The 17,896-nt window shown below is 69.0% G+C and carries 16 protein-coding genes; 2 read left to right on the top strand and 14 right to left on the bottom strand.

Features of this window, described 5'->3' with window-relative positions:
• Positions 1–11: 11 nt before the first annotated feature.
• From ACSFA5_RS01475 to ACSFA5_RS01435, 9 genes are all read right to left on the bottom strand, one after another.
• Positions 12–659 carry an ATPase gene (locus ACSFA5_RS01475; protein WP_435442228.1) on the bottom strand — a complete coding sequence of 216 codons (648 nt, stop codon included), beginning with the start codon at positions 657–659 and terminating at the stop codon, positions 12–14.
• Positions 659–1,006 (bottom strand): type II toxin-antitoxin system prevent-host-death family antitoxin, encoded by a 348-nt coding sequence (locus tag ACSFA5_RS01470; protein ID WP_435442227.1) that lies wholly within the window; start codon positions 1,004–1,006, stop codon positions 659–661. The genes ACSFA5_RS01475 and ACSFA5_RS01470 overlap by 1 nt, the downstream gene beginning before the upstream one ends.
• 123 nt (positions 1,007–1,129) lie before the next feature.
• Complete coding sequence (locus ACSFA5_RS01465; protein ID WP_435442226.1) at positions 1,130–1,921, bottom strand: ABC transporter permease; 792 nt, start codon at positions 1,919–1,921, stop codon at positions 1,130–1,132.
• Entirely contained in the window at positions 1,918–2,532 is a 615-nt protein-coding gene (locus ACSFA5_RS01460) for an ABC transporter ATP-binding protein (protein WP_435442225.1), read from the bottom strand. The genes ACSFA5_RS01465 and ACSFA5_RS01460 overlap by 4 nt, the downstream gene beginning before the upstream one ends.
• A gap of 81 nt (positions 2,533–2,613) precedes the next feature.
• On the bottom strand, positions 2,614–5,052 hold the full coding sequence (locus tag ACSFA5_RS01455) for a PepSY domain-containing protein (protein ID WP_435442224.1): 2,439 nt from the start codon (positions 5,050–5,052) through the stop codon (positions 2,614–2,616).
• Between the two features lie 8 nt (positions 5,053–5,060).
• Positions 5,061–5,786 (bottom strand): type 2 periplasmic-binding domain-containing protein, encoded by a 726-nt coding sequence (locus tag ACSFA5_RS01450; protein WP_435442223.1) that lies wholly within the window; start codon positions 5,784–5,786, stop codon positions 5,061–5,063.
• 2 nt (positions 5,787–5,788) lie between these two features.
• Positions 5,789–8,272, bottom strand: a complete 2,484-nt coding sequence (locus ACSFA5_RS01445; protein ID WP_435442222.1) for a TonB-dependent siderophore receptor — start codon at positions 8,270–8,272, stop codon at positions 5,789–5,791.
• Positions 8,273–8,403: 131 nt separating this feature from the next.
• Entirely contained in the window at positions 8,404–9,432 is a 1,029-nt protein-coding gene (locus tag ACSFA5_RS01440; protein ID WP_435442221.1) for a FecR domain-containing protein, read from the bottom strand.
• A complete protein-coding gene (locus ACSFA5_RS01435; RefSeq protein WP_435442220.1) occupies positions 9,429–9,935 on the bottom strand; it encodes a sigma-70 family RNA polymerase sigma factor in 507 nt (168 codons plus the stop codon). Before ACSFA5_RS01435 ends, ACSFA5_RS01440 begins: the two co-directional genes overlap by 4 nt.
• Positions 9,936–10,086: 151 nt before the next feature.
• Here ACSFA5_RS01435 and ACSFA5_RS01430 point away from each other — a divergent pair, with 151 nt between their 5' ends.
• A complete protein-coding gene (locus ACSFA5_RS01430; RefSeq protein WP_435442219.1) occupies positions 10,087–10,326 on the top strand; it encodes a hypothetical protein in 240 nt (79 codons plus the stop codon).
• A gap of 24 nt (positions 10,327–10,350) precedes the next feature.
• On the opposite strand, the gene ACSFA5_RS01425 is transcribed toward ACSFA5_RS01430, so the two are convergent.
• From ACSFA5_RS01425 to ACSFA5_RS01410, 4 genes are all read right to left on the bottom strand, one after another.
• Entirely contained in the window at positions 10,351–10,791 is a 441-nt protein-coding gene (locus ACSFA5_RS01425; RefSeq protein WP_435442218.1) for a hypothetical protein, read from the bottom strand.
• A gap of 168 nt (positions 10,792–10,959) precedes the next feature.
• Complete coding sequence (locus tag ACSFA5_RS01420) at positions 10,960–11,892, bottom strand: dimethyl sulfoxide reductase anchor subunit family protein (protein WP_435442217.1); 933 nt, start codon at positions 11,890–11,892, stop codon at positions 10,960–10,962.
• A 4-nt stretch (positions 11,893–11,896) separates the two neighbouring features.
• Complete coding sequence (locus tag ACSFA5_RS01415; protein ID WP_435442216.1) at positions 11,897–12,730, bottom strand: 4Fe-4S dicluster domain-containing protein; 834 nt, start codon at positions 12,728–12,730, stop codon at positions 11,897–11,899.
• A complete protein-coding gene (locus ACSFA5_RS01410; protein WP_435442215.1) occupies positions 12,727–15,672 on the bottom strand; it encodes a molybdopterin oxidoreductase family protein in 2,946 nt (981 codons plus the stop codon). The genes ACSFA5_RS01415 and ACSFA5_RS01410 overlap by 4 nt, the downstream gene beginning before the upstream one ends.
• A gap of 82 nt (positions 15,673–15,754) precedes the next feature.
• Here ACSFA5_RS01410 and ACSFA5_RS01405 point away from each other — a divergent pair, with 82 nt between their 5' ends.
• Complete coding sequence (locus ACSFA5_RS01405; RefSeq protein WP_435442214.1) at positions 15,755–16,687, top strand: LysR family transcriptional regulator; 933 nt, start codon at positions 15,755–15,757, stop codon at positions 16,685–16,687.
• A gap of 4 nt (positions 16,688–16,691) precedes the next feature.
• On the opposite strand, the gene ACSFA5_RS01400 is transcribed toward ACSFA5_RS01405, so the two are convergent.
• On the bottom strand, positions 16,692–17,894 hold the full coding sequence (locus ACSFA5_RS01400) for an acetate/propionate family kinase (RefSeq protein ID WP_435442213.1): 1,203 nt from the start codon (positions 17,892–17,894) through the stop codon (positions 16,692–16,694).
• Between the last annotated feature and the right edge of the window lie 2 nt (positions 17,895–17,896).

Below are 17,896 nucleotides of genomic sequence, written 5' to 3'. Positions count from 1 at the left end.
TTGCGGGCCCTTCAGCGCTGCAACTCGATGGCGGCCTGAACGATGGGGCGTGCCCATCCCGGTGTCGCCGCCAGCGCCGCAGCGTCATCGGGCTGCGGAAAGTCGATGTTCCCCCCGCTCATCTCTAGCACCAATACCGGGTCGTCGATCTCGCCGCCGGGCGGCGCTTCGGCACTGTTGTCGAACACCTGCAGCCGTGCCAGCGTCGGTATCAACAGAATCAGGTTGGCGCGCGACGCCACCCAGCGTTCGCGGATCTTGGGCTCCGGAATGTCGTGGCCCCCATGCGCCACCCTCGCGCGCACGCGGGCGATGTGCTGCTCCGGCGAGGAAAGCCCGCAGAAGATCATGACCACGTCATGGGTTGCCGCCGCACCGGCGAGCAATGCGGGAATCGTGTTCGCGCCCAAGGTGGTCTCGAACGCATGGCTGGTGCCCTGCGCGATCGCTGCTTCCAGCCGCTCACGGCCGAGGTTCCATGCGCGGGCGTTCGCGTCTTCGGGCGTCAAGCCGAGCTGCGCCATGAGCTCGCGGGCACAGGTGTCGGGGTTGAACCAGCTCAGCCCGTGCTCGGCGAGCAAGGCCCCGCCCACCGAACTCTTGCCAGCGCCATTGACACCGGCCAGCACCAGGATGAAAGGGCGCTCGGCCGCCGCCATCAGAAGGTGTCACCCGCCTTGGGGCGGCGCCCCAGCTTGCCCTTGGCCGCGAACAAGCTGCCCACCTGCTGCGCCGCGCCCGGCTGCTGCAGCACGCCGAGCCGTGCGTCGAAGCGTCGGCCGAGTTCGTCGAGCACCGACTGCTCGCGCGCCTTGAGCGCCTGGGCGTCTTCCACCAGCTGGTTGTAGGTGGCCGCGGTCAGCAGCACCATTTCGACCGTCGAATGGTTGGTGACGGCCACGCTGCCGGACTCCTGCACCTGGCGCACCACGTCGCCCCAGCGGTTCTTGACGTGGGAGGCGTTTTGACGCGGCAGTTCGTTGAGGCTGGGCAGGACGGCGGCCATGGGATGCTCCTTTGACGCCATTATGGCAAAAATGGCTAAATTAGCCAAATCTTCGCCCTCCAACGAGGCGTTCCGGGGCGGCCATCGCGCATCTTGCGGCCTCGTGCGGCCTCTGGCTCGCGCTCAGTGCAGCCGGTCCGAGCGCAGCCGCTGGCGCTCGTCGGTCATCGACCGCGCGGCCATGTAGACAGCGCCCGCGGCGGCCAGACCGCCAGCGCCGGTCAACAGGAACAGCAACAGGATCTGGTACTTGGCGGCCTCGATCGGGTCCATGCCGGCCAGCAGCTGGCCCGTCATGATTCCGGGCAACGTGATGATGCCGGCGGCCGACATCTGGTTGACGATCGGGATCATTCCGCGACGGATCGACGCGCGAATCAGCTCCGCCAGCGCCTCGTGAATGGTCGCGCCCAGCGCCAGTTGCGCCTCGATGCGCGCACGCCCCGTGGTCACGCCTTCGAAGAAGCTGTCGAGCCCGAGGCTGGCGGAATTGAGCACGCTGCCCAGCACGATGCCCATCAGCGGAACGGCGTAGCGCGGGTCGTACCAAGGGTGCGGCTGTATCGCCGTCATCAGCGCCAGCACCACGGTCGCCACGCTGGACACGCCCACCGCCGCCGCGCCGATGGCGAAGTTGCGACCGCCCTGCAGCCGCTGCGCCGGCCGCACCGCCACCTCGCGTGCGGCCGCCAGGATCATCAGCACCACGAGCGTGAGCGTCGCGGCCGGAGAGGCCGCGGCAAACACGAAGCGCAGCACCAGGCCCACCAGCAGCAGTTGCACCACCATGCGCGCGGCGGCCCACAGCACCTGCCGATGCAGCCGCAGGTGAAGCAGCAGCGACGCGCCCGCATTCAGCAGCACCAGCAAGGTGGCGAGCATCAGGTCGGTGGCGTGGAGATGGATCGTGTTCATGCGCCACGCAACCGGCCGTCGGCCATGTCGAAACGGTGGTGCCCGATGCGCTGTGCCTGCTCTACCGAATGCGTGACCATCAGGATCGCCAGGCCCTGCGCGAGCCGGCGCGACAGCAAGGCCTCGACCGCCAGCGTCGTGGCGGGGTCGAGTGAGGCTGTGGGTTCGTCCAGCAGCAGCACCAGGGGCTCGCGGGCGAGCGACCGCAGCAGCGCCAGCCGCTGGCGTTCGCCGGTGGACAGGCGCGTGATGTCGGCAGCGAGGATGTCGCCCGGCAGCCCGACCTCGCCGAGCCAGCCGGCAAGCGATTCGCGCATGCCGTCGGGAAAATGTTCGGCGACCGTCGCACCCCACCACGCGGGTTCCGCCGCCTGGTAGACCACCCGCCGGCGCCATGCGGGGCCGGAGCCGGCGTTGCGGTCCACCCCGTCGAGCAGCACGGTGCCTTCGCCGGGATCGAGGTCGGCCACCAGCCGCAACAGCACGCTCTTGCCCGAACCGGACTGGCCCATGATGCAGATGCACTCGCCCCGCTGCGCCTGCAGGTCGACCGGCGGCCGGCCCCGCGTGCTCAGGTTGCGAATGTCGAGAAAGGGCCGCGGTGGGGTCATCGAAGAGGCGCCTGGCGGCTGCGGCGGAATGGGCTGCCGATGCTAACCAACCTGGCCCGTCCGAGTGGGCCGGTCCAGTACCTAGTAGACGTCCCGGCGGTAGCGGCCCTGCGCGACGAGGTCGTCGAGGGCGGCGCGCCCCAGCATGTCCTCGAGCACGGCATCGACCCCGCCGGCCATGCCGTTCAGGCTGCCGCACACGAAGACCACCGCGCCTTCGTCGATCCAGCGGCGCAATTCGGCAGAGGCGCGGTGCAGCAGGTCCTGCACGTAGATGCGCTCGGGCTGGTCGCGCGAGAACGCGAGGTCCACGCGCTCGATGCGGCCTTGCGCCTGCCATTGCGCCACCTCCTGCGCGAAGAAGGCGTCGTGCGCGCGCTGCCGCTCGCCGAACAGCAGCCAGTTGCGGCGATGCCCTTGCTCCACGCGCGCACGCAGATGCCCCCGCAGGCCCGCATAGCCCGAGCCGTTGCCGATGAAGATGCACGGGCGCTCGTCCGCCACCAGTTCGAAACCGGGATTGGCCACGAGCCGGAGTTCCACCTGCGCACCCGGCGCCGCCTGCGCGGTGAGCCAGCCCGAGACAAGGCCCAACCCCGACGCACGGCGCACCTGGCGGACCAGCAGCCGCAGGTGCCCCTCGGTCTGCACCGACGCCACCGAGTAGCGCCGTGGTGCGACCGCGGGGCTCGACCGCAGTTCGACCAGCGCGCCGGGTTGCCAGTTCGGCAAGCCGCCCTGCCCGGCAGCGAGTTCGATCTCGTAGAGCGGGTGGCCCAGGCTGCCCGGGTTGAGCAGGCGGCGCGCGGCCAGCGTCCACACCGCGAAGGGCTCGACGGCATCGACCGCGTCGTCCAGCGGCCGGCCGGCGCCCGTCGACACACCCTGCAACGCGCCCAGCTGCCGCCGCCACAGGGCCAGCGCCCCGGCATCGCCGTTGTCCACCTCGACCATAGGGAACAGCGACTGCGCGCCGGCCGAGACCAGCGCGTGGTCGAGCGTGTGGCCGAAGCCGCAGAAGCGATCGTAGTGCCGGTCGCCCAGCGCGAGCAGGCCATAGCGCAGGTGCGACAGCGCCTCGCCGCCGACCTGCGCAAGCCGGTGTGCAAAGCGCCGTGCGGCGTCGGGCGGGCCGCCCTCGCCGAAGCTGCTGGCGACGATCAGCAGGCGCTGGTGATCGCGCAGCTGCGCGGGGTCGAGTTGCGCCATCGATGCCACGGTCACGGGCAGACCGGCCGCTTCCAGGGCGGCGGCGCTGCGCATCGCAATGCCTTCGGCCGTGCCCGACTGGCTCGCGAAGGCGACGAGCACGCGCTCCGGTGCGGACGCGGCAGCATCGGCGGGTCGCACCGTTGCAGACAGCGCAGCCCTTGCGGCGCGCACCACGCGCTTCTTGCGCCGCCGGTCCAGGTACAGCAGCCATCCGGTCACCGAGAACACCGGCAGCATCAAGGCCGCCAGCATCATCGCGATGCGTCCCGGCAGGCCGAAATAGGTGCCCATGTGCAGCGGATAGATGGCCGCCAGGAAGCGTCCGCCGGCCGACTTGGCGGCATGCCGTTCGTCCTGCGCGACGTCGCCGCCGGGCAGCTTCACCGTCATGCGGTTGCGCGCGCGTTCGTGCGCAGGCGCCATGTCGAGCCAGGTGAACAGCACCGACGGCGCGGCGCCAGCAGGCAGGCGCAGGATGACTTCGCTCCAGCCGCCGGTCTCCTTGGCGTGTCGCTCGAAGGTGGCCCATGCCGGTGCGATGTCCACCGCGGCGGCATCGTCGCGCGCCATGTTGCGCACGCGCGGCGCCGACGTGCGCGCCTGCTGCGCGGCCACGCGCGGGTATCCCGCCCATGCATCGACGCGATCGCGCAGGCCGTCGAAGGCCCAGTACAGCCCGCTGGTGGTGAACACCAGGTACATCAGCAGCGCGCAGGTGCCCATCACCGAATGCAGGCCCCACAGGAACGAGCGCCCCTTGAGCGCGGGGTCGAAAGTGAGCCACGCACGCCAGTCGCGCACGCGGCGCGGCCAGCGCAGGTACAGGCCGGACAGCGACAGCAGCAGCAGCCCGGCGGCCAGCACGCCCGTGGCCACGCGCCCGGGTTCTCGCGGCAACAGCAGCCAGCGGTGCAGCGCCTCGACCCATTCGAAGAACTCCGCGCCAGCCAGGGTCGGCAGCGCGGTGGCCGTGTAGGGGTCGAGGTAAACGGTGTTGCCGCGCCGCTCGCCCTTCGGCGGCGCGAAGATCACCCGTGCCGCAGCACCAGGCTTGGCGAACAGCGCGAGCGTGCCGACCTGGCGCTCGGGCCACGCCTGCCGCACGGCCGCCAGCAGTTGCGGCGGCGCGAGCGGCTGCACGGCCTGCGCCGGCACATGGCGCCCGTGCGGGTTGAGGGCATCGATGATTTCCTCGCGAAACGACAGCACCGCGCCGCTCAGGCCGATGACGACGAGCACGGTGCCGGCGGTGATGCCGACGAACCAGTGCAGCTGGAACCAGAGCTGGCGCAGCGAGGGAAATTTCATCTGATGTTTCAGCGGATGCCGGCGGCCCAGTCGAGCGCCGCGTCGAACAGCAGCCGGCCCGCGGGCGAGAGGTTGGTGAAGGTGTCGTTGCCGAGGAAGAACATCACCCGGCGCGCCGGCGCGAGCGACTCGTAGTCCATGGTGGCGCCTTTCTCGTAACCGAAGATCGCCGCCTTGTCGGGCTGGCCGTAGAGCGTGGCGATGGTGGTGGCGCCCAGCCCGGGCTTGCCCCAGCTCATGCCGGCCTGCTTGACGTAGACGTTGGTCACACCGGCCGGCAAACCCGCCGCCATCGGATGCGGCGCATTGACGAGCCACACGTAGCGTTCTTTCGCGGCCTCGCCGAAGTCGGTGTCGTGGCGCTTGCCGGTCATGGCGAGGTCGTCGAGCAGGTCGTTTTCCCAGGTGAGCAGCGGCACGGGCAGTTGGCGCCAGGCAGGGTTCACGTCCTTGGCCGCGACGCTGGACGAGATGACGACCAGGTCCGCGCCGGCCGCCACGGTAGGCGCGGCCGACTGGTCTTGCAATGCCACGGCAAAACCGCGGCTCTCGAGGTGTTGCCTGACCTTCTCGTCGATCGGCAGGTTCGGTCCGTCGCGCTGCACCAGCATCACGACGAACTTGCGTTCCTGGCCCGCCGGCTGCGCGGCATGGACGCCGGCGCCAAGGCCGCACGCCAGCAGGAAGACGGCGAGGCGCCGGTTGATTTTTTCGGGATGAAACACGGCCTTCATCCTCAGAACTCGAACGTGGTCAGAACCGAAACCTGCCGCGCATCGCCCATGGAGATGAAATAGGTGTTCGCAGCCGACGGGTAGTAGGTCTTGTCGAACAGGTTCTTCACGTTCAACTGGAACTTCACCTTCTTGCCGTACAGGCGCGTGTCGTAGGTGGCGAAGGCATCGACAGTGGTGTACCCCGGCAACTCGAAGCTGTTGGCCGAATCGCCCGCGCGCTTGCCCACATGGTGCGCACCGCCCCCCAGGCGCAGCCGGCCTTCGCCGCCGAACACCTGGCCGAAGTCGTACACCACCGACACCGACGCCGTCTGCCGCGCCACGTTCCACAGCCGGTTGCCGGCATACAACGGGTCTTCCGTGGTCTTGGCATCGATGTAGGCGTAGCTTGCAATCGCGCTCCAGTTCTTGCTCAGCTGGCCGGCCACGTCCACCTCCAGGCCGCGCGAACGGGCAGCGCCCGAGGTGCGCCAGTCGGTCAGCTTGGTCACGTCGTTGAACTGCGAGACCAGCACGTTCTTCTTGTGGATGTCGAACAGCGCCACCGTGCCCGTCATGCCGCCCGGCAGGTCGAGCTTGGCGCCCACCTCCCACGACTTGGCCTCTTCAGGCTTCACCGATGCATCGAGCACATAGCCGCTGGACAGCGGCGCAATGGTCGAGGCCGGCTTCAGCGACTGGGTGTAGCTGCCGTACAGCGACACCGCGTCGCTCCACTTGTAGATCAGCCCTACGCGCGGCAGCACCTTGGAGCCGTCGGTGTCGGTGTTCACCTTGAACGGACGCCCGCGCCCTGCCAGCTGGCTCCAGGCCTGGTAGCGTAGCGCGGCCACGGCGATCCAGCGGTCGCTCAGATGAATCGAGTCCTGCAGAAACAGCGACTGGTTGTGCAGGCGGTCGGTCTGGTCGCTGTCGCTCGCGGACACCGTGCTGGACGGAACCTCCAGCCCGTACACCGGGAAGATGTAGCTGAAGGTGCGCGTGGTCGCCTGGCGCAGCAGGTCGGCGCGGTAGATCTTGCGGTACTCCGCGTCCCAGCCGAACTGCAGGTCGTGGCGCATGCCGGCCGCCTCGAGCGTGCCGTCGACGTACGCCGTGGCGTAGCTGTCGGTGCTCAGCGCGCCGTGCGTGGCGTCGTTGCTGCGCGTGAGCGTGCCGCGCGTGGTGTTGATGCCGTTCACGCGCAGCTGGTTGGCGTCGTAGGTCTCGCGGTTGTAGCTGAGGTTCACATGCCCGGCCCAGCCGCCGCCGAACTGGTGGTCGACCGACAGCTGCGCCAGGTGCGTCTGGCCGGTCATTTCGTTGGAGGGCTCGTCCAGCCGCTGCGTCTTGGGCAGCGCGAGCGGGCGCTGGGTGCGCGGGTCGAGCGCGGTGCCGCGGTCGAAGGGCGTCACGTACTTGCGGTACTCGTACCAGAACACGGCCTGCGTGTCGTCGCCGTACCAGGCGAGCGACGGCGCCACCAGCGTCTCGCGGTGCTTGCCGAAGTTGCGCCAGTAGTCCTCGTCGACATGGTCGGCAACCAGCCGGTAGGCCAGGCCGCTTTCGCCGATGGGGCCGGTGGTGTCCAGCGTGGCACCGCTGCCGTTGCGCCCGCCCGCGTAGCCCGAGCCCAGCAGCGACAGCGACGTGTGCTGGCGCAACTGCGGCTTCTTGCTGACCACGTTGACCACGCCGCCCGGGTCCATCAGGCCGTACAGCAGCGACGACGGGCCCTTGAGCACCTCGACGCTCTCGGCCGCCGCGTTCATGCCGCGTCCCTGCACCAGCGGCATGCCGTTGTGCATGATCGAGCCGTCGCGGTTGCCGCCGAAGCCGCGCTTCATGATCGTGTCTTGTGTGCCGGCCAGGGTGTTGCCCTGGTTGATGCCGCTGACGTTGGCCAGGGCATCGTCGATGTTGCGCGGGCGCTGGTCGCGAATGACCTGCGCGGGCACCACGTTCACCACCTGCGGAATTTCCAGCACCGGCGCGGTCGTGCGCAGGGTCGATGCGTCGGGCGTGGGCTGGTAGCGGTCGTCGGCGTCCGACGGCGCGGGCGCCGCGCGGGCCACCACGCGCACCGCGGGCAGCGTGCCGTCGGCGTCTTCGGCGTCCGCCGCGGCAGCCGCGGGCGGTGCGGCCTTGCGCAGCGTGAACTCGCCCGCGCCACCCTCCACGACCTCCAGGCCCGTGCCCGACAGCAGCGCTGCGAAACCCGCGCGCACCGTGTAGCTGCCTTGCAGGCCGCCGGACTTCAGGTCCCTCGTGCTCCCGGGGTCGAACGACAGCGCCACGCCCGAGGCCGCGGCGAAGCGCCCCAGCACCGACGCCAGCGGTCCGGCATCGATGCGGTAGGCCTTGGCTGCGGCGCTTTGGGCAGGGGCACCGGCAGCGGGCTCGGCGGCAGCGGCCGCCAGCGGCAGCGCAAGGGCGGCTGCCAGCAGGCACAGCGCCTTGCGAACGGGGTTGGGATACAGGTACGGGTACGGGTGCACGGGCATTCGGGCTTCCTTCGGCATGGAGGGCTGTCCATGGCACTCGCCATGGTTCTTATTGGTAGGCCGAACGAAACCGAAAAAGATGAAAGAAACGGCGAAGATATTTGTGAGACGCGGCAAAAGCAGCCCCGCGCTCAGGCCGGCACCAGCGACACCCAGTAGCGCGTCATGCCGCTCACCCGCACCGGAAACGCCCGCGCAAGCACGGCCAGCGCCTTGTCGGTGTCGTCCAGCGGAAACGCGCCCGACACGCGAATGCCCGCCACCGCCGCGTCGCACACCAGCCGCCCGCGCCGGTAGCGCGAGAGTTCGGCCACCACCTCGTCGAGCCGCCAGTCGTTCACGACCAGGCTGCCCTGCGCCCAGTCGGCCGCGCCGGCATCGGCCGGGCCCGGCTCGCCGATGCCGTCGGTGCCGAAGCTCAGCTGCTGGCCCGCGCGCAGCGTCACCACCTGCCCGGGCCGTTGCGCGGCGCGAATCTCCACCGCGTCTTCCAGCACCGTGACGGCCGTGCGCTCGCCCTGGGTGCGCACGGTGAAGCGCGTGCCCAGCGCAAGGATGCGGCCCTGCGGCGTTGCCACCATGAACGGCCGCGCGTCCCTGGCGGCGGGCGCTTGCGGCTTGGCCGTCTCGACAAGGATCTCGCCGTCGCGCAGCGTCACGAGCCGATGCGATGCGTCCATGGCGACGTCCGCCGAGGTGCGGGTGTTCAGCATCAGCCGCGATCCGTCGGCGAGCCGCACGGCACGTTGTTCGCCGGTGCCCGTGCGGTAGTCCGCCAGCCACGCGCGCCAGCCGCCTTGCCCATCGCCCGTGTCCGCCACCTGCCACGAGAGGTACGCGAGCGAGCCGCCGGAGGCCAGCACCGCCAGGCCGCGCAGCACGCGGCGCCGCTCGGGCTGGGCCGTGCGCAAGGTGGGCGCGGCGATGTGCCCGGGCACGCGCCGCAGCGTCGTCTGCATCGAGGCGAGCCGCTGCCAGGCGCGCTGATGGTCGGGATGCGCCTGGTACCAGCGTTGCCACGCCTCGCGGTCGGCCTGTGTCGCCTCGCCCGAGCACAGGCGCGCGTACCAGGCGATTGCGTGCCTGCGGACATCGGCTTCGCCGGGTGGCTGCAGCGCAATGCCGCCGCTGCCCGGGGTGCGTTCGAACACGGGCTTCACGGTGCCAGCAGGTAGCAGTGCTCCAGCGCCTTGAGCATGTAGTTGTTGACCGTGCGCACCGTCACGTGGAGCTGCGCGGCGATCTCCTTGTAGGTCAGCCCGTCGAGCTGCGACAGGATGAAGGCCTGGCGGACCGGCGGCTTCATGCCGTCGAGCATCGCGTCGATGGCGGTGAGCGCCTCCAGCACCAGGGCGCGCTCCTCGGGCGACGGCGTCTGCGGCTCCGGCAGCGCGGCCAAGGTCTCGAGATAGGCGCGTTCAAGCGCGCGGCGCCGGTGGAAGTCGACCACCAGCCCGTGCGCGATGGTCGCAAGGTAGGCGCGCGGTTCGGCCGCGGCCACGGGCCCGGTCTTGCTCAGCACCCGCACGAAGGTGTCGTGCGCCAGGTCGGCCGCGTGGTGCGAGCAGCCCAGTTTCTTGCGCAGCCAGGCGTGCAGCCACCCGTGGTGATTGCTGTAAAGCGATTGCACCTCGCGCTGCAACACGAACTCGGCGGCCGGCATGGGTTCTCCGCGCAGTGGAATGAACTGCGCCCTGGATTAATACGAATGGTTCTCAATTGTAGCGAACTCGCCCGCTGGCCAAGATGTAGCCCCATGTAATTTCTTCGCACGCCCGCTCGACCGTTGCGCCTACAAGCACGCGCCGGTACGCATGGAAGACTCTTCGCCCATGGTGGAAGCACAAAACCTGGACCAGAACGGCCTTGCGGCCCTCGCCGCGGAGTGGCGCAAGCGCGCCTTGCGAGGCGATCACAACGCACGTGGCATCGCACATGCGCTGGAGGTCGAGGTGAGGCGCCTGGCGGGTGCGCCACCGCCGCCGAGGCACGAACTGGACACCCGCCACCTGGAACTGCGCCAGGCGCGCAACCCTTGGTGGAAGCGCTGGTAGCGCCGCCCAGGAACCACCCGGACTTCAGTCGTCCACGCCCTCGAGGGAACGTGCGTACAAGCCCGTTTCAGCGGGTGTCATTGCGTCTTCCAGCGCAGCGAGTTCGAATTGCTCGTAGTCGTGCGCAATCCATTCGAACATGTGCGAACGCGGCATGTGCGACAAGTCTTCGCCGTCGCACCAAGGCTGCAACCGGGAACCCGCGCTGCTCAGCAGAAACCGCAGGTACAGCGCCCGCGCCACCCGAACAGCCGCCGCCTTGTCGGGATCGGTCAGTTGGGCCCGGCACGCCGCCAGACGACGCTCGCAGACTGCCAGTCGAACCTGCGCCCGGACCCTGCCATGGGCCGCCACATCGACGGCCCGACACCGTGCCTCCTCGATGCGATGAAACTCGCACAGCACCCTTGCATAAGCATGCTGCTGAAGAAGAAGGAGCGTGTGGTCCAGAAGGCTTTCTTGCATGGTGCCTCCATCTGACTGTTCGTGAGCAGGGGCGGGCGTAGGACTTGGTGCAAGAAAAGCGCACGACGAACCTCACGGCGCAGCCGGCGGGTAGCAAACTGGCCGGCCAGAACCTGATCGTCGACGGCGGGCTGGTGAAGAACTGACGAACGGGCCAGGCCGCAAGGCCTACGACACCACCTGGTAGTACAGGTTCTGCGGGTGCTTCGCCTGCGCGAAGAAGAACCAGCGCTCGGCCAGCAGGCCCGGCGCCTGCACCGCCACGGCGAGCAGCCACGGCAGCATGCCTGCGCTGGCAATGCCCCACACCGACAACAGCGCGGGCAGCGCGAAGGCCAGCAGCAGGAACCCCAGTTTCATGTTCCGCAGCGCGGCCAGCGACGCGCCATGAAAGAACTCGCGCGTGTTGAACGACCCGGCCGACATGCCCATCGACTTCTGCACCAGCTTGTGCGTGCGGATGCCGGTGGCCGACTGCAGCGTGGACTTGTGGCGCAGACCGGCGTTGCGTTTCAATGCGCTGCCGCGCGCGGCCCATGCGGCCAGCGTGGCGGCAAGCGCCCACGGCCCGAACACCTGCACGAAGCGCGCTTCGCCGGCCAGCGCCGCCATCGCACAGGCCAGCACCAGCCCTGACGACAGGCCGATGAGCGTGAAGTTGACGACGGTCAGCGGATGCGCCCATTCCTCGATGAAGCGCAGGCACGCATAGATCATCGCGGTGCAGTACCAGAGCAGCACCGCGCCGCACAGCACCCCCAGCGGCAACAGCCACGACCACGGCGCAGCCCTACCGAAGTGCAGCGACAGCCACCACAGCGCCACCAGCGCGATGAACGCCGGCAGCACGATGACCTCGCGCGACATCCACGAGGTGCGCCACATCAGCACCGCACGCCATGCGCGTGCCTTGCGGCCCAGGTGCATGAACGACGCGGCCAGGCCGGCCACCAGCAACGCCTCGGCAACGCCCAGTGCCACGCCCAGGAAGCCTGGCGCCAGTTCCAGTCCGAAGAGCGCAGCCAGCGCGAGCGTGAACACCAGCCCCTGCGCGGCACCTGCCAGCGTGGTGAAGAAAAGGATCGAAAACGCGGGATGCATGCGGCTACTCCGGTGCCCGCGTCGGCCGCGTGATGCGCCGCGGCAGGTACTGGTTGGCCGGGTTCGTTTCCCACTCCGGCATCAGCTGGTAGCCGCCGCGCTCGCGGATGGCCTTGGAGACATCGGAGTCCGGGTCCTTCACGTCGCCGAAGATGCGCGCGCCCGTAGGGCAGGCCTTCACGCAGGCGGGCTTGCGGTCTTCCTTGGGCAACTGCTCGTCGTAGATGCGGTCCACGCACAGGGTGCACTTGGTCATGACCTGGCGTTCTTCGTCGAGCTCGCGCGCGCCGTAGGGGCACGCCCATGCGCAGTACTTGCAACCGATGCACTTGTCGTAGTCGACCATCACGATGCCGTCTTCCTTGCGCTTGTAGCTCGCGCCCGTGGGGCACACGGGCACGCACGGCGGGTCTTCGCAGTGCAGGCAGCTCTTGGGAAAGTGGATGGTCTCGGTGGCGGGGAAGGCGCCGGCCTCGTAGGTCTGCACGCGGTTGAAGAAGGTGCCGGTGGGGTCGGCGGCGTAGGGCCGCTCGTCGGCCAGCGGACCGGCGCTGCCGGAGGTGTTCCATTGCTTGCAGGAGGTGACGCAGGCGTGGCAACCGACGCAGACGTTGAGGTCGATGACGAGGGCAAGTTGCTTGGCGAGGGTTTCGCCGGGCTCGGCGCGTTGGGTGTTGGTATTGCTCCCTCCCCTTCCGGGGGAGGGCTGGGGTGGGGGCAGCGGCGTTGGAACTGGAAGCCGCGGCTCGATGAAGGCCGTCGTGCCCCCACCCCAACCCTCCCCCGGAAGGGGAGGGAGCAATACCGGGGCCATCAAGTCCTTGAGCCACTGCATCATTTCTTCCCCCTCCCCGCAAAGTACGTCAACACGCTCGCCGCCTTCCCCAACACCCCCGGCACACTCGGCATGCTCGCCATCTGCGGAAACGTCTCCTCGGGCTCGCCCGCTTCGGCAGGCCGTATGCGCACCCGCACGTCGTACCACCCCGCCTGCCCGGTGATCGGGTCCGAGTTGCTGATGCGTCCGCTCGCCGTGCCTTCGCACGGCAGCTCTTCGCTGATCAGATGGTTCAACAAAAACCCCTTGCGCGCCTCGTCCGACCCCGGCGCCAGTTGCCAGGCCCCGTCGGCCTTGCCGATCGCGTTCCACGTCCACACCGTGCCGGGCTCCACCGCCTCGCTGTAGCGCAGCATGCAGCGCACCTTGCCCCACTGGCTCTCGACCCAGCACCACCCGCCGTCCGCAATGCCGGCAGCCTCGGCCGTGAGCGGATTCACATGCAGGTAGTTGTGGCTGTGAATCTGCCGCAGCCACGCGTTCTGCGAGTCCCACGAGTGGTACATCGCCATCGGCCTTTGCGTGAGCGCATTGAGCGGAAAGGCATCGAGATCGGTCGCGGCTTCTTCCAGCGGCGGATACCAGAACGGCAGCGGATCGAAGTACGTGTCGATGCGCTCGCGCAACGCATCGGGCGGCTGGCGCCCCGCGCTCTTGCCCTGCGCCGCGAGCCTGAAGCTCTGCAGCGTGTCCGAGTACAGCGCCAGCTGCACCGGGTCGTTGCGCTGGCGCCAGCCTTTGTCTTTTGCAAAGTCCAGGTACTCCCGGTTCCAGTTGCGCATGTAGTGCATGGTCTCGGGCATGTGGTACTGGAACACGCAGTTGTTCTGCGCATAGGCCTCCCACTGCCTGGGGTTCGGCGCGCCGCGCAGGTGCTCGGTGCCGTCCTTGCCGCGCCAGCCCATCAAAAAACCGATGCCCGGCTGCGGCTCGAAGTTGACGACGAAGTCCGGATAGCCCGTGTACTTGCGCCCGCCGTCCGGCGTGGTGAAGGCCGGAAACTTCAGCCGCGAGGCCAGCTCGATCAACACCTCCTGAAAGGGCTTGCACTCCCCCGTGGGCGGCACCACCGGCACGCGCACCGAATCGACCGGCCCGTCGAACTCCGAGATCGGCCGGTCGAGCATGCCCATCACGTCGTGCCGCTCCAGGTACGTGGTGTCGGGCAGCACCAGGTCGGCGAAGGCCACGGTCTCGCTCTGGAAGGCATCGCACACCACCAGGAAGGGAATCATGTGCTCGCCCTTCTCGTCCTTGCGGTTGAGCATCTCGCGCACGCCCATGGTGTTCATGCTGGAGTTCCACGCCATGTTGGCCATGAAGATCATCAGCGTGTCGATGCGGTAGGGGTCGCCCTTCACCGCATTGGTGATCACGTTGTGCATGAGCCCGTGCGCCGACAGCGGGTGCTCCCACGAAAACGCATGGTCGATGCGGATGGGCGAGCCGTCGGGGTTGATGGCCAGCTCATCGGGGCTGGCCGGAAAACCCAGCGGCGCGGCGTTGAGCGGCGTGTTCGGCTGGATCATGCCGGGGTCGTTGAAGGCCCGGTAGTTCGGCACGATGTGGCGCGGATACGGCGCCTTGTGCCGGAAGCCGCCCGGCGCGTCGATGGTGCCGAGCACGCTCATCAGCACGGCGAGCGCGCGCACCGTCTGAAAGCCGTTGGAGTGCGCCGCCAGGCCCCGCATCGCGTGGAAGGCCACGGGGCGTGCCTGCGTGCTCGGGTGCTTCTTGCCCCATGCGTCGGTCCATGGAATGGGCAGCTCGAAGGCCTGCTTGAGCGCCGTCTCGCCCATCTCGCGCGCCAGCTGGCGGATGCGCGCCGCGTCGATGCCGGTGATGGCCTGCGCCCACTCGGGCGTGCAGCTGGCCACGCGCTCGCGCAGCAACTGGAACGACGGCGCCACGCGCGTGCCGTCGGCCAGCGTGTAGTGGCCTTCGAGCGCAGGGTCGCAGCCGTCGGCAATGCCTTCGGGGTAGGCGTTCTTCACGCTGCCGCTTGCCGCGTCCCACACCAGCTTGTTGTGCGGGTTGCGGCCGTCGCCCGGTGGCCCGCGCTCAGGGTCAGGGTCGAACGCGAACAGGCCTTGCCGGTCGCAATCGTCGAGCACCACGAGCTGCGGCGCATTGGTGAAACGCTTGAGAAACGCATGGTCCACCAGCTCGTTGCCGATGAGCTCATGCAGCAGCGCCATGAACAGCGCCCCGTCGGTGCCGGGCTTGATCGGAATCCACTCGTCCGCGATCGCCGAGTAGCCGGTGCGAATCGGGTTGATGGAGATGAAGCGTCCGCCCGCCCGCTTGAACTTGGCTAAGGCGATCTTCATCGGATTGCTGTGGTGGTCTTCGGCCGTGCCGATCATCACGAACAGCTTGGCGCGCTCCAGGTCGGGTCCGCCGAACTCCCAGAAGCTGCCGCCGATGGTGTAGATCATTCCCGCGGCCATGTTCACCGAGCAAAAGCCGCCGTGCGCCGCGTAGTTGGGCGTGCCGAACTGCCGCGCGAACAGGCCCGTGAGCGCCTGCATCTGGTCGCGGCCGGTAAACAGCGCGAACTTCTTCGGATCGGTCGCGCGGATCTTGCCGAGCCGCTCGGTCAGCATGTCGAAGGCGCGCTCCCAGCTGATCGGCTCGAACTCGCCTGCCCCGCGCTCGCTGCCCGCCTTGCGCAGCAGCGGCTGCGTGATGCGCGCGGGAGACACCTGTTTCATGATGCCCGACGAGCCCTTGGCGCAGATCACGCCCTGGTTCAGCGGATGATCCGGGTTGCCGTCGATGTAGCGAACCTCGGGCCCCTTCTCGCCGTCGCGCAGGTGAACGCGGATGCCGCAGCGGCACGCGCACATGTAGCAGGTGGTGGTCTTGACCGTGGTCTCGGCCGTGGGCGTGGGTGCCGACAGCGGATCGTGCACCGGCTCGCGAGACAGGAACTTGAACACGGACGGTCCTTTGTTTTCATTCGTGACAAAGCCGATGTTAGGGGTCCGTCATCAATCGGAAAAGCGCAGAATATCTTTCACCATGACCGGAAAAACAGATCAATCTCCAGCGCAGAGACTGCGCCTGAACCTGCGCCAGCTCGAGGTGTTCGTGGCCACCGCGCGCGGCGGCAGCACGCGCGCTGCGGCCGACCGCATCGCGCGCTCCCAGTCGGCCGCCAGCAGCGCGCTGGCCGACCTGGAGGGCTCTGTCGGCGTGCTGCTGTTCGACCGCATCGGCCGGCGGCTGGTGCTCAACGAGAACGGCCGCGCCCTGCTGCCCAAGGCCCAGGCGCTGCTCGACCAGGCCGGCGAAGTGCAGGCCCTGTTCAGCGGCGAGCATGCGGCACCGCTGCGCGTGGCGGCGAGCTTCACCATCGGCGAATACCTGCTGCCCGAGCGCATGACGCAGTGGACGGCGCTGCATCCGCAGAGCCAGGTGCACCTGCACATCGCCAACACGCGCGACGTGATCGAGGCGGTGGCGGGCTTCGACGTCGACGTCGGATTCATCGAGGGACCGCAGACGCACCCCGACCTGGTGGTGCGCGCCTGGCGCAGCGACGAACTGGTGATCGTGGCCGCGCCGGGCCATGCGCTGGCGGGCCGCGTGGCCACGCACAGGCAGCTGTCGCAAGCCACGTGGGTGCTGCGAGAACACGGCTCGGGCACCCGGCAGGTGACCGACGCATGGCTGATCCAGAACCTCGAACAGGTGATCGTCGGCTTCGAGCTCGGCAGCACCGAGGCCATCAAGCGGGTGGTGGCCTCGGGCACGGCCCTGGCCTGCCTGTCGCGCTACACGGTGGCGCAGGCGCTGGAAGACGGGCACCTGGTCGAGCTGCGCACGCGCTTGCCCGCGGGTGTGCGCAAGCTCGCTACGGTGATGCACCGCGACAAGCTGCTGGGCAGGGCGACGGCCGACTTTCTTCGCCACTGCGGCGCCAGCGTGCCGCGCGCGGCCACGGCGCGTTGAGTGATCAGCCCGCGTGCAGCACGCGCGCGGTGTGCCGGGCGATCACCGCTTCTTCATCGGTGCGCAGCACCCATGCGCTGACGGGGCTTCCTGCTGTAGTGAGAAGGGCAGCGGCGCCGTCCCTGGCAGCCGCGTCGACCTTCACGCCCAGCCAATCGCAGCCTTCAAGAATGCGCCCCCGCAGCGGCGCGTCGTTCTCTCCGATGCCCCCGGTGAACACGATGGCATCGACACCACGCAGTGCGGCCGCAAGGCTGCCCATGTGCTGCACGACCTGCTCTGCGAAATGCTCGATGGCCGCGGCCGCCGCAGGCTCCGCGGAGGCATGCAGCGCACGCATGTCGCTGGACACGCCCGACAGGCCGAGCAGCCCCGAGTCGCGGAACAGCAGCGTCTCGACCTCGTCGGCCGACATGCCGCGCGAGCGCTGCAGGTACAGCACCACGGCCGCGTCGATGTGGCCGCAGCGCGTGCCCATGGTCAGCCCGTCGAGCGGCGAAAAAGTCATGGTTGTCGCGACAGAGCGGCCCCGCACCATGCCGCACATCGATGCGCCGTTGCCCAGGTGCGCGACGATCACGCGCTTTTGCGCCAGCGCAGGCGCGAGGGCGGTGAACTGCGCAACGATCGATTCGTACGACAGCCCGTGGAAACCGTAGCGCCGCACGCCCGCCTCATGCAGGGCACGCGGCAACGCGAAGCGCCGGTTGACCTCGGGCTGCACCGCATGAAAGGCGGTGTCGAAGCACGCCACCTGGGGCACGCCCTCGAACGCCTTCATCGCCGCGCGCACGCCCGCGAGGTTGTGCGGCTGGTGCAGCGGCGCGAGGGGTTCCAACCTGGCGAGTTCGTCGAGCAATGCGGCATCGATACGCACCGGCGCCACGAAGTCCGTGCCGCCGTGCACGATGCGATGCCCCACCGCCGCGATGCGCCCGCTGCCGGCCTCGTGCGCATGCCACTCGAGCAGGGCGGCGAGCGCGCCCTGGTGCGAGGCCTGCGCGCCGTCCAGCGCCTCGTCGAGCAGCGGCTGCCCCTGCGCGTCGTGCACGCGCAGCCGCGCCTTCAGGCCCGCGCCCAGGCCGTCGGCCTGGCCCGACCAGCGTGCCGACGGCAACGCGCCGTCGCCGCCCGGTTGCGCCGCACCGAACAGTGCGACCTTGATGGACGAGGAGCCCGCGTTCAGCGTCAGCAGCGAATCGGTCATGC

Source organism: Variovorax monticola (assembly GCF_051216855.1).
Classification (GTDB): Bacteria; Pseudomonadota; Gammaproteobacteria; order Burkholderiales; family Burkholderiaceae_C; genus Variovorax.
The sequence above is the reverse complement of the archived record's forward strand: the minus strand, read 5'-3'. Positions and strand labels throughout refer to the sequence as shown.

Coding starts and splice junctions, on each gene's coding strand:
- ACSFA5_RS01475 (WP_435442228.1), bottom strand. CDS start 659: ATGGCGGCGGCCGAGCGCCCTTTCATCCTGGTGCTGGCCGGTGTCAAT.
- ACSFA5_RS01470 (WP_435442227.1), bottom strand. CDS start 1,006: ATGGCCGCCGTCCTGCCCAGCCTCAACGAACTGCCGCGTCAAAACGCC.
- ACSFA5_RS01465 (WP_435442226.1), bottom strand. CDS start 1,921: ATGAACACGATCCATCTCCACGCCACCGACCTGATGCTCGCCACCTTG.
- ACSFA5_RS01460 (WP_435442225.1), bottom strand. CDS start 2,532: ATGACCCCACCGCGGCCCTTTCTCGACATTCGCAACCTGAGCACGCGG.
- ACSFA5_RS01455 (WP_435442224.1), bottom strand. CDS start 5,052: ATGAAATTTCCCTCGCTGCGCCAGCTCTGGTTCCAGCTGCACTGGTTC.
- ACSFA5_RS01450 (WP_435442223.1), bottom strand. CDS start 5,786: ATGAAGGCCGTGTTTCATCCCGAAAAAATCAACCGGCGCCTCGCCGTC.
- ACSFA5_RS01445 (WP_435442222.1), bottom strand. CDS start 8,272: ATGCCCGTGCACCCGTACCCGTACCTGTATCCCAACCCCGTTCGCAAG.
- ACSFA5_RS01435 (WP_435442220.1), bottom strand. CDS start 9,935: ATGCCGGCCGCCGAGTTCGTGTTGCAGCGCGAGGTGCAATCGCTTTAC.
- ACSFA5_RS01430 (WP_435442219.1), top strand. CDS start 10,087: ATGGAAGACTCTTCGCCCATGGTGGAAGCACAAAACCTGGACCAGAAC.
- ACSFA5_RS01425 (WP_435442218.1), bottom strand. CDS start 10,791: ATGCAAGAAAGCCTTCTGGACCACACGCTCCTTCTTCTTCAGCAGCAT.
- ACSFA5_RS01420 (WP_435442217.1), bottom strand. CDS start 11,892: ATGCATCCCGCGTTTTCGATCCTTTTCTTCACCACGCTGGCAGGTGCC.
- ACSFA5_RS01415 (WP_435442216.1), bottom strand. CDS start 12,730: ATGATGCAGTGGCTCAAGGACTTGATGGCCCCGGTATTGCTCCCTCCC.
- ACSFA5_RS01405 (WP_435442214.1), top strand. CDS start 15,755: ATGACCGGAAAAACAGATCAATCTCCAGCGCAGAGACTGCGCCTGAAC.
- ACSFA5_RS01400 (WP_435442213.1), bottom strand. CDS start 17,894: ATGACCGATTCGCTGCTGACGCTGAACGCGGGCTCCTCGTCCATCAAG.